The 13,314-nt window shown below is 69.8% G+C and carries 15 protein-coding genes and 2 pseudogenes; 9 read left to right on the top strand and 8 right to left on the bottom strand.

What is annotated here, in order from left to right; all coding sequences use genetic code 11:
• The 3 genes and pseudogenes from ABZ893_RS31865 to ABZ893_RS31855 all read left to right on the top strand — a co-directional run.
• Nucleotides 1-129, top strand: a pseudogene (locus ABZ893_RS31865) (TetR/AcrR family transcriptional regulator); the annotation flags it as partial.
• 46 nt (nucleotides 130-175) lie between these two features.
• Nucleotides 176-559, top strand: a pseudogene (locus ABZ893_RS31860) (Tn3 family transposase); the annotation flags it as partial.
• 239 nt (nucleotides 560-798) lie between these two features.
• Nucleotides 799-1,332: a hypothetical protein gene (locus ABZ893_RS31855; RefSeq protein ID WP_361410922.1), complete on the top strand. Its 534-nt coding sequence runs from the start codon at nucleotides 799-801 to the stop codon at nucleotides 1,330-1,332.
• A 216-nt stretch (nucleotides 1,333-1,548) separates the two neighbouring features.
• On the opposite strand, the gene ABZ893_RS31850 is transcribed toward ABZ893_RS31855, so the two are convergent.
• The 3 genes from ABZ893_RS31850 to ychF form a co-directional block, all read right to left on the bottom strand.
• Nucleotides 1,549-1,962, bottom strand: a complete 414-nt coding sequence (locus ABZ893_RS31850) for a DNA-binding protein (RefSeq protein ID WP_361410900.1) — start codon at nucleotides 1,960-1,962, stop codon at nucleotides 1,549-1,551.
• On the bottom strand, nucleotides 1,944-2,228 hold the full coding sequence (locus tag ABZ893_RS31845; protein WP_359368215.1) for a hypothetical protein: 285 nt from the start codon (nucleotides 2,226-2,228) through the stop codon (nucleotides 1,944-1,946). The genes ABZ893_RS31850 and ABZ893_RS31845 overlap by 19 nt, the downstream gene beginning before the upstream one ends.
• Nucleotides 2,229-2,436: 208 nt before the next feature.
• Nucleotides 2,437-3,525 (bottom strand): redox-regulated ATPase YchF, encoded by a 1,089-nt coding sequence (ychF, locus tag ABZ893_RS31840; protein ID WP_361410897.1) that lies wholly within the window; start codon nucleotides 3,523-3,525, stop codon nucleotides 2,437-2,439.
• A gap of 151 nt (nucleotides 3,526-3,676) precedes the next feature.
• Between ychF and ABZ893_RS31835 the strand changes: the two genes are divergently transcribed.
• Complete coding sequence (locus tag ABZ893_RS31835; protein WP_361410894.1) at nucleotides 3,677-4,369, top strand: DUF6542 domain-containing protein; 693 nt, start codon at nucleotides 3,677-3,679, stop codon at nucleotides 4,367-4,369.
• A 28-nt stretch (nucleotides 4,370-4,397) separates the two neighbouring features.
• Here ABZ893_RS31835 and ppgK read toward each other — a convergent pair whose 3' ends face one another.
• Both ppgK and ABZ893_RS31825 read right to left on the bottom strand, forming a co-directional pair.
• Nucleotides 4,398-5,147 (bottom strand): polyphosphate--glucose phosphotransferase, encoded by a 750-nt coding sequence (ppgK, locus tag ABZ893_RS31830; protein ID WP_361410891.1) that lies wholly within the window; start codon nucleotides 5,145-5,147, stop codon nucleotides 4,398-4,400.
• 72 nt (nucleotides 5,148-5,219) lie between these two features.
• Nucleotides 5,220-6,248 (bottom strand): 4-hydroxy-3-methylbut-2-enyl diphosphate reductase, encoded by a 1,029-nt coding sequence (locus tag ABZ893_RS31825; protein WP_361410888.1) that lies wholly within the window; start codon nucleotides 6,246-6,248, stop codon nucleotides 5,220-5,222.
• Nucleotides 6,249-6,324: 76 nt separating this feature from the next.
• Between ABZ893_RS31825 and ABZ893_RS31820 the strand changes: the two genes are divergently transcribed.
• From ABZ893_RS31820 to ABZ893_RS31805, 4 genes are all read left to right on the top strand, one after another.
• Nucleotides 6,325-7,695, top strand: a complete 1,371-nt coding sequence (locus tag ABZ893_RS31820; protein ID WP_361410886.1) for an APC family permease — start codon at nucleotides 6,325-6,327, stop codon at nucleotides 7,693-7,695.
• A gap of 123 nt (nucleotides 7,696-7,818) precedes the next feature.
• Nucleotides 7,819-9,141, top strand: coding sequence for an exodeoxyribonuclease VII large subunit (xseA, locus tag ABZ893_RS31815; protein WP_361410883.1), 1,323 nt, complete (start codon nucleotides 7,819-7,821; stop codon nucleotides 9,139-9,141).
• Nucleotides 9,138-9,389 (top strand): exodeoxyribonuclease VII small subunit, encoded by a 252-nt coding sequence (locus tag ABZ893_RS31810; RefSeq protein WP_361410881.1) that lies wholly within the window; start codon nucleotides 9,138-9,140, stop codon nucleotides 9,387-9,389. The genes xseA and ABZ893_RS31810 overlap by 4 nt, the downstream gene beginning before the upstream one ends.
• Nucleotides 9,390-9,556: 167 nt before the next feature.
• A complete protein-coding gene (locus ABZ893_RS31805) occupies nucleotides 9,557-10,147 on the top strand; it encodes a malonic semialdehyde reductase (protein WP_361410878.1) in 591 nt (196 codons plus the stop codon).
• A gap of 81 nt (nucleotides 10,148-10,228) precedes the next feature.
• On the opposite strand, the gene ABZ893_RS31800 is transcribed toward ABZ893_RS31805, so the two are convergent.
• Nucleotides 10,229-10,756 carry a DUF4245 domain-containing protein gene (locus ABZ893_RS31800; RefSeq protein WP_361410875.1) on the bottom strand — a complete coding sequence of 176 codons (528 nt, stop codon included), beginning with the start codon at nucleotides 10,754-10,756 and terminating at the stop codon, nucleotides 10,229-10,231.
• A gap of 196 nt (nucleotides 10,757-10,952) precedes the next feature.
• Between ABZ893_RS31800 and glpX the strand changes: the two genes are divergently transcribed.
• Nucleotides 10,953-11,987: a class II fructose-bisphosphatase gene (gene glpX, locus ABZ893_RS31795; protein WP_361410872.1), complete on the top strand. Its 1,035-nt coding sequence runs from the start codon at nucleotides 10,953-10,955 to the stop codon at nucleotides 11,985-11,987.
• A gap of 83 nt (nucleotides 11,988-12,070) precedes the next feature.
• On the opposite strand, the gene ABZ893_RS31790 is transcribed toward glpX, so the two are convergent.
• Nucleotides 12,071-12,388 (bottom strand): WhiB family transcriptional regulator, encoded by a 318-nt coding sequence (locus tag ABZ893_RS31790; protein ID WP_361410916.1) that lies wholly within the window; start codon nucleotides 12,386-12,388, stop codon nucleotides 12,071-12,073.
• Between the two features lie 192 nt (nucleotides 12,389-12,580).
• Nucleotides 12,581-13,249 carry a DUF1707 domain-containing protein gene (locus ABZ893_RS31785; protein ID WP_361410869.1) on the bottom strand — a complete coding sequence of 223 codons (669 nt, stop codon included), beginning with the start codon at nucleotides 13,247-13,249 and terminating at the stop codon, nucleotides 12,581-12,583.
• Nucleotides 13,250-13,314 lie beyond the last annotated feature (65 nt).

Here is a 13,314-nt window from a genome sequence, read left to right as displayed (position 1 = left end):
GCCGCCTTCATCGGAGCCGTCAACGGCCTGATGCACGACTGGGTTGTCGGCTGGGTCGACGCGACCGCCGAGGAGATCGCCGACGAACTCATCAAAATCGCGATGGGGCGCTTCCGGATCGCTGACTGATCCCGGCGCCGCGATCCGCAAGCCAGGTCAGCCGCCGGCTCACGCCATGACGGCCCTGGCGTCCTGGCTCAGACGCCAGCCGCAAGGTAGGTCGCGGGTAGTTGGACGGGTCCCGTTTCCCTGTCCTGGGCGTCGTGACTACCTGGCCAGCCCCGACCTGCGTCGGGAGATTCACGCCGGGCTCCAGGTCGTGGAGAACTGGAACAGCGCGAACGCCGTGCTGCACTACGGCAAGGGCGGCGCCCTGACCGGCCCCGCCAAAGAACACGCCGAGACCTCGATGCTCGCGCTGCACCTGCTTCAGTCCGCGCTCGTGCACGTCAACACGCTGCTGCTTCAGCAGGTCCTGGCCGAACCGGCTTGGGCGAAGAAGCTGAGCGACGAAGACCGACGCGGCCTGACTGCGCTGTTCTGGTCCAACGTCAACCCGTACGGCACCTTCCGCTTGGATATGAACAAGCGCCTCGACCTGGTGAGTGCCTCCGCCGTACCTCACCCCCGCACCCCGGCCGACGCCGTCGACCGATCGAGCACAGAGTTGCATCGAGCACAGAGATGCGATGAAGGACTTCCGGGAACCCTCACCGACCCCCGGATCAACAACGCCGCATGGCGGGCGCGACCTGACGTGCGCCTACGCCGCACGCGACCGCGCCGCGATCATCGAGTGTGCGCGTTGATGCGCGCCGCTTCTCCGCACAGTGCGAGGGGGGGGTGTGGTGTCAGGAATCGGACCGCCGCTGGAGCCGGCAGCGGCGATTCGCCTATCGGGAGCCGGGCCGATGGCGGATCGAGGAGGACGGAGTCCTGCGTCTGGTGTCGGACGGGACACGCTCCGCGTCGCGCGGCAGCGACGGCTGGCTGTGGGTGCCGCCCGACCGGGATCACCACAGCAGCGGCCTGCGGATGATGCTCTTCCCGAGTACGGCCCCTTTGTGGGGAGGGAACGGGGATGACTACCAGCCAGGAGAACTGCTTGACGCAGAAGCGGACACCGGGCTCGTGTCGGTCCGGTTCGATCCGTTTCCCGGCGAGAGCACAGAGCCGCTGGAAGCGGACGTCGACAGCGCCAGTGGCGTTGTACGTAGTTGGTCCGTGTCCGGGGCGCGGCAGCGGTTCACCGAGCTGGTACTGGATGTCGAACTCCCGGACACGGACTTCGAAGTGCCGGCTGAAGCCCGGCCGGATCCGCCCTTCGCCTGAACCGGTCCCCGCCGGGCGGCGAGCGGTCAGGAGAATTCGCAGGTGGGATCGGCGCCGCGCGGGGTCTCACACGACCACGACTTGATCTTGAAGGTGTCGGCTGTCCATGGACCGCCATCGGGCTTGGTCAAGCCCTTCCCCCTCGGCCACCGGAGCCCCTACGCCACCGCCGCTCACTGGCCAACCGTCGAAAGGCAGAAAGCGGACCAGAGGAAATCACACCGCCACGAGCCGGACCCGCTCGCCGCACAGCTTGGCCATGTCGTCAATATCGGAAGTCAGCATGACCACGGGGCGATGCTGTCGCAGCGCGGCCTCGGCGACCGCCGCATCGATCGCGTACTTGTGTCCATGCAACCCGGCATTCATCAGCAACTTCGAGGCCGCCCTCGCCTCCTCGTCACTGACCGGGACGACCCGCAGCCCGGAAAGCACCCAGTTCAGGCGGGACTTGTTCGTACGGGCGTGGACGGCTTCGATGATGGTGAGCGCACAGATCACGACCTCCATGCCGCGCGAGCGCGCCTCAGCAATCAGAGCCACCACCTGCTCGTCATCGGCGAGCAGCTTCGAGAGTCCCTCACTGTCGAGGACCAGCGTCCCCTCGTGACTCAGCCTGCGGCGGGCCACTCGGCCTCCTCGGCGAACACCTCGTCGAAGACCTGCCGCGCCCGCTGACGAGCTGGCTCGGAGACCGGCCCCTTGCGGCTCTCGTAGTCCGCCAGGTACTCGTCCATGACCTGCCCGCGCAGCTCACGCTCGACCGCCTCGGCGATGAACGCGGAGAACTCCCGCTTCCCCACCCGCGCCCGGATCGCCTCCGCGGTCCCCTCCGGCAGCGACAGGCTCACCCGCGTCGCCGGGCCTTCCCCGATGCTGTACGTCGTCTCAGCCATGCCCCCGATTGTGTCAAACGAGTAGGAAAAGTGCCACGTCCGCACTACCTTCACACTCGGCCAGCGCCTGGCCCGCACGAACCCCAGCACGGGCACCCCACCCCAGCACCATCCCAGCACGGGAAAAACCAAGGGCCCGACCCCGAAGAGTCGGACCCTCTCTGACCTGCACGTTTGCCAGATCAGCGACGTGGCGATACGTCAGCCGCTACACGTTGAAGCGGAACTCCACCACATCCCCGTCCTGCATCACATACTCCTTGCCCTCCATGCGGGCCTTGCCCTTGGCTCGGGCCTCGGCTACCGAGCCCGTTTCCACCAGGTCGGCGAAGGAGATGACTTCCGCCTTGATGAAGCCCTTCTGGAAGTCGGTGTGGATGACTCCGGCGGCTTCGGGGGCGGTGGCGCCCTTCTTGATGGTCCAGGCGCGGGATTCCTTGGGGCCGGCCGTGAGGTAGGTCTGCAGGCCGAGGGTGTTGAAGCCCACGCGCGCGAGGGTGGCGAGGCCCGGCTCCTCGGCGCCGACGGACTGGAGGAGCTCCATGGCGTCCTCCTCGTCGAGCTCGGCGAGGTCCGCCTCGAGCTTGGCGTTGAGGAAGATCGCCTCGGCCGGGGCGACCAGGGCGCTCTGCTCGGCCTTGAAGGCGTCGTCGGTCAGCTCGTCCTCGTCGACGTTGAAGACGTAGAGGAACGGCTTGGTGGTGAGGAGGTGCAGGTCGTGCAGGAGCTCCTCGTTGCCCGAGCCCTGGACGATGCCCGCCGAGAAGAGCGTGTCGCCCTTCTCCAGGATCTCCTTGGCCGCCTCGACCGCCGCCACCTTCGGGGCCACGTCCTTCTTGATGCGCGACTCCTTCTGGAGGCGCGGCAGGACCTTCTCGATGGTCTGGAGGTCGGCGAGGATCAGCTCGGTGTTGATCGTCTCGATGTCGTCCTTGGGCGAGACCTTGCCGTCGACGTGCACGACGTTCTCGTCCTTGAAGGCACGGATGACCTGGCAGATCGCGTCCGACTCGCGGATGTTCGCGAGGAACTTGTTGCCCAGGCCCTCACCCTCGGAGGCGCCGCGCACGATGCCGGCGATGTCGACGAAGTCGACCGTCGCCGGAAGGATCTTCTGGGAGCCGAAGACCTCGGCGAGCTTCGCCAGGCGGGTGTCGGGGACACCGACGACGCCCACGTTCGGCTCGATCGTGGCGAACGGGTAGTTGGCCGCCAGCACGTCGTTCTTGGTCAGGGCGTTGAACAGGGTCGACTTGCCGACATTCGGCAGACCGACGATTCCGATCGTGAGCGACACGTTGCGACTTCCCGTACGTGAGGATGGAGGGCACCCCAGTCTACGGCGTGCCGGGACACCCACCGGGCGACGTATCGAACGCTTGGGCAAGGTCTGCCAAACCGCGTGTCCCGCGACCGATTCCGCACATAACCCGACCTAAGTTGGTGGGGTGGACCAACCCCGCCGTACGCCGCCGCGCCCCTCGCAGAACCGGCCCCGCCGCACACCGCCGCTCCCGCCCCAGGCGCAACGCGGCGGCGCGGGGCCCGAGGGCGACGCCGAGCACGGCGCGGAACACCGTTCCGGATCCGGTTCCGGCTCCGGCACCGTCTACCGCGCGTCCGGCAAGCGCGGCGACCAGGGGCCTCGTCCCACGTCGCCGCTGGTCCTCGCCCTGCGCCGCTTCCCCGATCCGCGCCTCACCGGCCTCGGCAGCGGGCTGTTCTGCGTCGCCGCGATGCTCGTGCTCGCGTTCCTCGACGCGCTGCTGTTCGACGGCTCGATCGCCGTGTACGGGGTGCTGTTCCTGCTGGTCAGCGCGCTCACGGCACGCTGGGTGCGGCCCGCCGACCTGGTGGCCGCGCCCGTCGCCGTACCGATCGCCTTCGCCGTCGGGATCCTGCCCGTGACCGACGGGGCGGGCGGGCTCGGCGGGCAGATCATGGGCCTGTTCACGGCGCTCGCCATGCACGCGGGCTGGCTGTACGGCGGCACGCTCGTCGCCGGGATCATCGTGACCGTCCGTGGCGTCCGCCACATCGCGCGGCGCGCGGCACGCAAGCGGTCCCTGGCGCAGGCGCGCGCCGGGTCTCCCGCGGGCATGGCCACGTCCGCGCCTCACCCCCGGCGCCGCACCGCGTAACCGAAGAAGCCCGGCGTAACCCGAACCGCTAGCGCGACTCCGCCGCCGCCATCGCCGCGCCCACGATCCCCGCGTTGTTCTGGAGCTGCGCCGGGACGATCTCCGCCTTGATGCCCGTGATCAGCGGCAGGAACTTGTCGGCCTTGCGGCTGACGCCGCCGCCGATGATGAACAGTTCGGGCGAGAACAGCATCTCGACGTGCGCCAGATACTTCTTCACCCGGCGCGCCCAGTGCTCCCAGCTCAGTTCGTGGTCTTCCTTCGCCTTCGTCGAGGCGTGCTTCTCGGCGTCGTGCCCGTTCAGCTCCAGATGACCCAGCTCGGTGTTCGGGACGAGCTTTCCGTCGATGAAAAGGGCGCTGCCGATGCCCGTACCGAAGGTGAGGAGCAGGACGGTCCCCTCGCGGCCGCGGCCCGCGCCGAAGTGCATCTCGGCGACGCCCGCCGCGTCCGCGTCGTTGAGGATCGTCACGGGGAGACCGTCGAGTTGCTCCGTCAGCAGGGCCCGCGCGTCGACGTCGATCCACGACTTGTCGACATTGGCCGCCGTACGGATCGTGGAGCCGCCGGTCACGACGCCGGGGAACGTGACGCCGAGGCGTTCGGGCCTCTTGTCGAAATGCTCCACGACCTGGCGCACCCCGTCGGCCACGGCGTCGGGCGTGGCCGGATGCGGGGTCAGGACCTTGCACCGCTCCTGTGCCAGGTCTCCGCGGTCGAGGTCGACGGGCGCGCCCTTGATCCCTGATCCGCCGATGTCCACACCGAAGATCTGCATGGGCACCACCGTACGACGAGCGGCCGGACGCCACTCCTCGACGGATGAGACAGCTGCCTTACGCGCGCCGGGTCACTCGGCGGAGCCGTCCCCCTCGGCAGCGGAGGACTCGTCACCCACCAGGGCGGCAGCCTCCGCGCGCAGGTCGCGGCGCAGCTCCTTCGGCAGCGAGAACGTGATCGACTCCTCGGCCGCCTTGACGATCTCCACGTCCGCGTAACCGCGCTGCGACAGCCACTCGAGGACTTCCTCGACGAGAACCTCGGGGACGGACGCGCCGGAGGTGACGCCGACCGTGGTCACGCCCTCCATCCAGGCCTCTTCGATCTCCGACGCGAAGTCGACGAGGTACGCGGCACGGGAGCCGGCCAGCTTCGCGACCTCGACGAGACGCTTGGAGTTCGAGGAGTTGCGGGAGCCGACGACGATGACGAGGTCAGCTTCGGCGCCCATCTGCTTCACGGCGAGCTGACGGTTCTGCGTGGCGTAGCAGATGTCGTCGCTCGGGGGCGAGATGAGCTGCGGGAACTTCTCCTTGAGGGCGTCGACCGTCTCCATGGTCTCGTCCACGGAGAGCGTGGTCTGGGAGAGCCAGACGACCCTGGACGGGTCGCGGACCTCGACCTTGGCGACGTCCTCGGGGCCGTCGACCAGCGTGATGTGGTCAGGGGCCTCGCCCGAGGTGCCGATGACCTCCTCGTGGCCCTCGTGGCCGATGAGGAGGATGTCGAAGTCCTCGTTCGCGAAGCGCACGGCTTCCTTGTGGACCTTGGTGACCAGCGGGCAGGTCGCGTCGATGGTGGCGAGCTTGCCGGCGGCGGCCTCGTCGTGGACGACGGGCGCGACCCCGTGCGCCGAGAACATGACGATGGAGCCCTCGGGGACCTCCTGTGTCTGTTCGACGAAGATGGCGCCCTTCCGCTCCAGGGTCTGTACGACGTACTTGTTGTGCACGATCTCGTGGCGGACGTAGATCGGGGCACCGTACTGCTCGAGCGCCTTCTCGACGGCGATCACGGCACGGTCCACACCGGCGCAGTAGCCCCGGGGGGCGGCGAGCAGGACACGGCGGGAGCCAGTCGAAGCAGTCATGCCCCCCATCGTAAGGCCGCGCCAACAGGTGAAAGATCCGCCACTTGTGGACACTGAAGACCCGTGTGCGACAAACGGAGGTTCGATGGCCGCTCACCCCGCCCCGCCCGCCGAGGAACAGGGAGACGGCCTGCGGCGCAGCCTCGGCTTCCGCGACCTCGTCGTCTACGGGCTTCTGTTCATCGCCCCCATGGCGCCGGTCGGCGTCTTCGGCACCCTCGACGCCAAATCGCACGGCGCGGTCGCGCTCGTCTACGTCATCGCCACGATCGCGATGGCCTTCACCGCGTTCAGCTACGCCCAGATGGTGCGGGTCGCCCCGAAGGCGGGCTCGGTCTTCACGTACGCGCGCGTGGCGCTCGGTGAGGGGCCGGGGTTCATCGCCGGGTGGATGGCGATGCTCGACTACGTCCTGATCCCGGCGGTCGCCTATCTCTTCTCCGGCATCGCCATGAACGCCCTGGTCCCGTCCGTGTCCCGCTGGGTGTGGACGGCCCTCGCCGTCGTCCTCACCACCTTCCTGAACCTGTGGGGCGTACGGGCGGCGGCACGCGTCGGCTTCGCCGTGCTGGCGATGGAGATCGTGGTGCTGCTCGTGTTCATCGGCTCCGCGATCGTCGTGATCGTGCGGGACGGGACGGAGCGCGGGTGGCTGTCGCCGCTGACCGGGGACGGTTCGCGGGGCGCGTTCGAGCTGTCGGCGGTCGTCGGCGCGGTGTCCGTGGCGGTGCTGTCGTATCTGGGCTTCGACGCGATCGTGTCGTTCGCGGAGGAGGTCACGGGCGGGTCCGAGAAGGTGGCGAAGGCGGTGCTGTTCTGTCTGGCGCTCGCGGGTGTGCTGTTCATCGCGCAGACGTATCTCGTGGCGCTCATCGAGCCGGTGTCGTCGGCGCAGCTCGCGGCGGAGCCGGTCAAGCAGGGGTCCGCGTTCTACGACGCGATCGACGTGTCGGTCGGCGGGTGGCTGCACGATCTGGTGGCGGTCAGCAAGGCGATCGGCGCGGCGTTCGCGGCGCTGGCCGGGCAGGCGGCGGCCGGGCGGCTGATTTTCGCGATGGCGCGCGAGCGGCGGCTGCCGAAGGCACTGGCGCGGACGGACTCCGGTGTTCCGCGGGTCGCGCTGCTGTCCGCGGCGGTGATCACGCTGGTCGCGGCGGTCTGGGCGGCCCGCCGCGACAACGGCCTCGACCAGCTGGTCTCGGTCGTCGACATCGGCGCTCTCACGGCGTTCGTGCTGCTGCACGCGAGCGTGGTGGGCTGGTTCGTGGTGCGGCGCGGCTCGGGCACGTTCAGCTGGTGGCGCCATCTGCTCATTCCGGTCCTGGGCGCGGCGATCACGGTCGCGGTGATCGTGGAGGCCTCGGGCACGGCCCAGGTGGTCGGCGCGATCTGGCTGGCGGTGGGGCTGGCTGTGCTGGTGGGGCAGCGGGGGCGGGTGGTGGGCGGGGGTACGTAGGCCTTCGCACTCCGGGCACGTACGGCTCTACTCGGGCGCGTGAACTGGAGAGGGGGCGGGCTCGGCTCGGGTGCATGGGCGGGCCGACCGGCGCTGTCGGTGCCGGCGGCTACGCTCACCGGCATGGCTGTGAATACGTCCGCGGACGCCCCGCTGCCCGTCGGGGAGGTGTCGCGGCTCATCGGGCGGTGGATCGACCGGCTCGGTTCCGTGTGGGTCGAGGGGCAGATCACCCAGCTGTCCCGGCGGCCCGGCGCCGGCGTCGTGTTCCTGACGCTGCGCGACCCGTCGCACGACATCTCGGTCGGCGTCACCTGCTTCCGGCAGGTGTTCGACACGGTGGCCGACGTGGTGCACGAGGGCTCGCGCGTCGTCGTCCAGGCGAAGCCGGAGTGGTACGCGCCGCGTGGCCAGCTGTCGCTGCGGGCGTCCGAGATCAAGCCGGTGGGCGTGGGTGAACTGCTCGCCAGGCTGGAGCAGTTGAAGAAGTCGCTGGCAGGCGAGGGGCTTTTCGCGCCGGAGCGCAAGAAGGCGCTGCCGTTCCTGCCGCAGCTCATCGGGCTCGTGTGCGGGCGCGCGTCGGCCGCCGAGCGGGACGTGCTGGAGAACGCGCGGCACCGGTGGCCCGCCGTCCGCTTCGAGGTGCGGAACGTACCGGTGCAGGGCGTGCACGCCGTCCCGCAGGTCGTGCAGGCGGTCAAGGAGCTGGACTCGCTGGACGACGTCGACGTGATCATCGTGGCGCGCGGCGGCGGCAGCGTCGAGGACCTGCTGCCGTTCTCCGACGAGCAGCTGGTCCGGGCCGTCTCCGCCTGCCGGACGCCGGTCGTCTCGGCGATCGGCCACGAGCCGGACAATCCACTGCTCGACTACGTCGCCGACCTGCGCGCCTCCACACCGACCGACGCGGCGAAGAAGGTCGTGCCGGATGTCGGCGAGGAGTACGAGCGGGTGCGGTGGCTGCGGGACCGGGCGCGGCGCACCGTCGAGGCGTTCGTGGACCGCGAGGAGCGCGGGCTCCGGGGCGCTCTGGCGCGGCCCGTCATGGAGGACCCGCACCGCATGATCGAGGTCCGCGAGGAGCAGGTGACGGCACTGGCCGACCGGGGCCGCCGCACGCTCGGCCACCTCCTCGACCGCGCCGAGTCGGAGCTGTCGCACACCCACGCGCGCGTGGTCGCCCTCTCCCCCGCCGCGACCCTGAAGCGGGGATACGCGGTGCTGCAGAAGGCCGACGGCGACGTCGTGCGCGCCGCGGACGAGGTCACCCCGGACGAGACACTGCGGGCCCGCGTCGCCGAGGGCGAATTCACCGTACGGGTCGAGAACGTACGAGCGGCAGAGGACGTACGGGCCGAGGACGTACGGACTGAGGGCGCGCAGATCGAGGGCGCGCAGATCGAGAACGACGTACGCGTAGAGAACGGAAAGCAGGAGAGCGCATGAGCACGAAGACCGACGAGGCCGGGCTCGGTTACGAGCAGGCGCGGGACGAGCTGATCGAGGTCGTCCGGCGCCTCGAAGCGGGCGGCACGTCGCTTGAGGAGTCGCTCGCGCTCTGGGAGCGGGGCGAGGAACTGGCCAAGGTGTGCCGGCGCTGGCTGGACGGGGCGCGGGCGCGCCTGGACGCGGCGCTCTCTGAGGACGAGGCCGAGGGCGGCGAGGACGACTCCGCAGGTCAGACCACGGAATGAGGTGCCCGGCCACCCGCGGCGCGGCGGTGTGAACGAGGCCACAACCAGATTGGTTGAAAGTTGAACCTCACCGCCGTACTGTTGTGTGCATCGGGTGATTCGGACCGGGAAACACCGGAACGGACCGGGTCACCACAGCCACCCCTCGTCGCACCAGAAGGTTGATCATGTCTCTCGTTCTTGACGCTGCCGCCCAGGACCTGCTCTTCCGCGAGGCCCGCACCGCGAACACCTTCACCGACGAGCCGGTGACCGACGAGCAGGTCCAGGCGATCTACGACCTCGTCAAGTACGGCCCGACCGCCTTCAACCAGTCCCCGCTGCGCATCACGCTGGTCCGCTCCGCCGAGGCCCGCGAGCGCCTCGTGAGCCACATGGCCGAGGGCAACCAGCCGAAGACCGCCGCCGCCCCGCTGGTCGCGATCCTCTCCGCGGACAACGAGTTCCACGAGGAGCTGCCCCAGCTCTTCCCGCACTTCCCGGCCGCCAAGGACGCGTTCTTCTCCGAGCGCCCCGTCCGTGAGGGCTCCGCGACGCTGAACGCCGCGCTGCAGGCCGCGTACTTCATCATCGGTGTCCGCGCCGCCGGCCTGTCCGCCGGCCCGATGACCGGTCTCGACTTCGCCGCCGTCCAGAAGGAGTTCCTGGACGACGACCACACCCCGCTGATGGTCATCAACATCGGCAAGCCGGGCGAGGACGCCTGGTTCCCGCGCTCCCCGCGCCTGGAGCTCGACCAGGTCATCACCACGGTCTGAGCCACCCAGCACTGAAAAGGCCCCCGGCAGCAGCCGGGGGCCTTTCATGTTCCAACGCTCACGCGATGCGCGGCGCCCGCGCTACTTCGTGCGCAGCGCCTCCGCCATCTTCGTCAGCTGCGCGAACGACGCCGTGCCGGTCACCACGGTGGTCGACTTGTCGCCCTTGAGCACGAGGGCCTTGTAGCCGTAGTCGCCGCCCTTGTACTGACGCCACGTCTCGCCGCCGATGCTCTGGGTCGCGCTCGTCTCGGTGGCGCCCTGGCTGGCCTTGTCGATGAAGAGCACGGGCTTCTCGGTCGACTGCTCGACGCCCACGTACTGGCCCTCGGGGTCGTGGAAGCCGAGGTGCCACGCGTCCGAGTTCGAGGCGTCGAACCGCACCGACGTCGGCTTCCAGGACTTCGCGAGCCCTTCGGGCGCCGCCACGGGGTACGCGGCCGCGCGCCGCGCCGTCAGCAGCTCCACGCGGTAGTCCACTCGCTTCACCGGCGGTTCGCCGGAATCGTCATGCGGGACGAACACGTAGATGGCCCCCGCCGCGAGCACACATGCGCCCATCGAGAGGACCAGACTGCCCACGGTCTTCTTGCCTTTGGTACCTGCCACGCCCCCATCGTCGCAGGTACGCAAGCGATCACCGCACGAGGGCCTGCCGCCGCCGGGCGTTCGGGAATTTGACAGACGTGCCCGAGGGGCCCGGTCTGCTCATACGTGGGGCCGTCTGCTCATTTTGTCTGCCTAACGATAGAGTCTTGGCCATCACCCTCATCCGGCCGTCGTCGTATCAGAAAGGTGCGTCTCGATGACCGAGCATCATCAGCTGCCGTCCGAACTCGAAGTCCCCGCGGAGGCCCCCGACCGCAATCTGGCCCTGGAACTCGTCCGGGTCACCGAGGCCGCGGCCATGGCCGCCGGCCGCTGGGTCGGCCGCGGCGACAAGAACGGTGCGGACGGCGCAGCCGTGCGCGCCATGCGGACCCTCGTCTCCACCGTCTCGATGAACGGCGTCGTCGTCATCGGTGAAGGTGAGAAGGACGAAGCTCCGATGCTCTTCAACGGAGAGCGCGTCGGCGACGGGACGGGCGCCGAGGTCGACATCGCCGTCGACCCGATCGACGGCACCACGCTCTGCGCCAAGGGAATGCCGAACGCGATCGCGGTGCTGGCCGCCGCCGACCGCGGCACCATGTTCGACCCGTCCGCCGTGTTCTACATGGACAAGCTGGTCGCGGGCCCCGAGGCCGCCGACTACGTGGACATCAACGCCCCGGTCGCGGTGAACATCCGCCGTATCGCCAAGGCCAAGCGCTCCGCGCCCGAGGACGTCACGGTCGTCATCCTGGACCGTCCGCGTCACGCGGGTCTCATCAAGGAGGTCCGCGAGGCCGGCGCCCGCATCAAGCTGATCTCCGACGGCGACGTCGCGGGCTCCGTGCTCGCCGTGCGCGAGGACAGCGGCATCGACCTGCTCCTGGGCATCGGCGGCACCCCCGAGGGCATCATCTCGGCGTGCGCCATCAAGTGCCTGGGCGGTGTCATCCAGGGCAAGCTGTGGCCCAAGGACGACGCGGAGCGCCAGAAGGCGATCGACGCGGGCCATGACCTGGACCGCGTCCTGTCGACGAACGACCTGGTCTCCGGCGAGAACGTGTTCTTCGTCGCGACCGGCATCACGGACGGCGAGCTGCTGCGCGGCGTGCGCTACGGCGCCGAGAGCGCGACCACGTCGTCCCTGGTGATGCGCTCCAAGTCGGGCACGATCCGCCAGATCGACTCGCGCCACCGCCTGGCGAAGCTGCGCGCGTACAGCGCGATCGACTTCGACCGCGCGAAGTAGGCCTGCGGGCATACGCAATACGTGAACGGGGCGCCCCTTGTGCGGAGGGGCGCCCCGTTCGCGTACTCACGTGGGGGCCGCGGCTAGCCTGCCGCGCGGATCTGGTCGACGGAGTTCGCCGCCTGCCGCAGCTCGACCTCGCGGCGGCGCCGGCGGGTGAGGACGACGCGGCGCTCGGCGGCGGTGAGGCCGCCCCACACGCCGTAGGGCTCGGGCTGCAGGAGCGCGTGCTCCCGGCACTCGACCATCACGGGACATCTGGCGCAGACGCGCTTGGCGGCCTCTTCGCGTGAGAGGCGGGCCGCGGTCGGCTCCTTGGAGGGGGCGAAGAAAAGGCCGGCTTCGTCGCGCCTGCACACGGCCTCCGTGTGCCACGGGTCGTCCTGATCCCTCTCTCGCACTGGTGGCTGCCGCTGCGCGGGTACGACGGCGACCTGCAGGGACTGATGCGGAGGGTGCGGCACGGCTACTCCTGACGACGACTTCGCGAGCGAGCGACGATGCAGCAACCTCTACCCGCTGTGTGCGCGCCTATGCACTGAGTTCCGAACGACGGGCCTCCCCCGGCCCGCGCCCCGCCCCGCCGCCGCGCGTCAGCCGTCGAGGTGTTTGCGCATCCGGTCGTGCAGATCCCGCAGCCGCTTGCCCTTCTTGGGCTTCGCGTCGATGTTGCCGAGCACCGAGATGCCGTCGACGTAGACCACCGGCGCGTTCGGGTCGTCCGCGTCGAGGGTGTCGACCTCGAAGTTGCCGAGGACGGCGCCGCCACCGCCGCGCAGCGAGATGTTCTCCGGGACGCGGATCTCGACGCTGCCGAACACGGAGACCGCGCGGATGACGACCTGCTGGTACTCGAAGACCGCCTCGCTGAGGTCGATCTCGATGTTCCCGAAGACGGCGTACGCGTGGGTCCTGCGGCCGACGCGCCAGCGGCCCTTGCGGGCGGCGGCGCTGAGGACGGCGACCACGTTCTCGTCGGCGACGGGCGGGATCGCGCCCGACGTGGGCCGGTTCGGCGCCGGCGTGGGGGCCTGGGCCGGGCGTGGCCGGTGGGCCCCGGGCAGGTCCCTGACCAGCGGCTCCAGCTCGGCCTGGGTCTTGGCGCGGTACACCCCGTCGACGCGCTCGGCGTGCTCGTCGGCGGTGAGCCGGCCCTCGGCGAGGGCCTCGCGCAGGATGTCCGCGACCCGGTCCCGGTCGGCGTCGGAGGCGCGCAGGTCGGCGTGTGGTGCGGGCTGCTCGGAGCGCTTCTCAAGGTCCACCCGGCCAGCGTACCCAAACGCGATAGATCGCGACCAGAGCCCGGACACGCGCGCCCCGAACCCCG

This window comes from Streptomyces sp. NPDC046821, from assembly GCF_040645335.1.
Classification (GTDB): Bacteria; Actinomycetota; Actinomycetes; order Streptomycetales; family Streptomycetaceae; genus Streptomyces.
The sequence above is the reverse complement of the archived record's forward strand: the minus strand, read 5'-3'. Positions and strand labels throughout refer to the sequence as shown.

Coding starts and splice junctions, on each gene's coding strand:
- ABZ893_RS31820 (WP_361410886.1), top strand. CDS start 6,325: ATGGCCGCTCACCCCGCCCCGCCCGCCGAGGAACAGGGAGACGGCCTG.
- glpX (WP_361410872.1), top strand. CDS start 10,953: ATGACCGAGCATCATCAGCTGCCGTCCGAACTCGAAGTCCCCGCGGAG.
- ppgK (WP_361410891.1), bottom strand. CDS start 5,147: ATGCAGATCTTCGGTGTGGACATCGGCGGATCAGGGATCAAGGGCGCG.
- ABZ893_RS31805 (WP_361410878.1), top strand. CDS start 9,557: ATGTCTCTCGTTCTTGACGCTGCCGCCCAGGACCTGCTCTTCCGCGAG.
- xseA (WP_361410883.1), top strand. CDS start 7,819: ATGGCTGTGAATACGTCCGCGGACGCCCCGCTGCCCGTCGGGGAGGTG.
- ABZ893_RS31845 (WP_359368215.1), bottom strand. CDS start 2,228: ATGGCTGAGACGACGTACAGCATCGGGGAAGGCCCGGCGACGCGGGTG.
- ABZ893_RS31825 (WP_361410888.1), bottom strand. CDS start 6,248: ATGGGGGGCATGACTGCTTCGACTGGCTCCCGCCGTGTCCTGCTCGCC.
- ABZ893_RS31810 (WP_361410881.1), top strand. CDS start 9,138: ATGAGCACGAAGACCGACGAGGCCGGGCTCGGTTACGAGCAGGCGCGG.